This is a genomic window from Streptomyces sp. MBT53 (assembly GCF_016654115.1).
Taxonomy (GTDB): Bacteria; Actinomycetota; Actinomycetes; order Streptomycetales; family Streptomycetaceae; genus Streptomyces.
Genome location: NZ_JAEQAZ010000522.1, coordinates 1 through 390 on the forward strand (window position 1 = coordinate 1; position 390 = coordinate 390).

1 pseudogene is annotated in these 390 nt (G+C 77.7%); it reads left to right on the plus strand.

The annotated features are described in order from the left end of the window. Positions 1–390, plus strand: a pseudogene (locus JHN45_RS52580) (A/G-specific adenine glycosylase); the annotation flags it as partial.

A 390-nucleotide genomic window follows, 5' to 3' on the forward strand; every position in this document is an offset into this window, starting at 1 on the left:
CCCGCTGGCCCCGCCCCGCCGACCTCGCCCAGGACGCCCCCGGCGAAGCCGTCCGCGCCTGGGGCCGCCTCGGCTACCCCCGCCGAGCCCTCCGCCTCCACGGCGCCGCCACCGCCATAACGGAACGGCACGGCGGCGACGTCCCCACCGACCACGCCCAGCTCCTCGCCCTCCCCGGCATCGGCGAGTACACGGCCGCCGCCGTCGCCTCCTTCGCCTACGGCCAGCGCCACGCCGTACTCGACACCAACGTCCGCCGAGTGTTCGCCCGCGCCGTCACCGGCGTCCAGTACCCCCCGAACGCCACCACAGCCGCCGAACGCAAACTCGCCCGCGCCCTGCTCCCCCCGGACGAGCAGACAGCCGCCCGCTGGGCCGCCGCCTCCATGG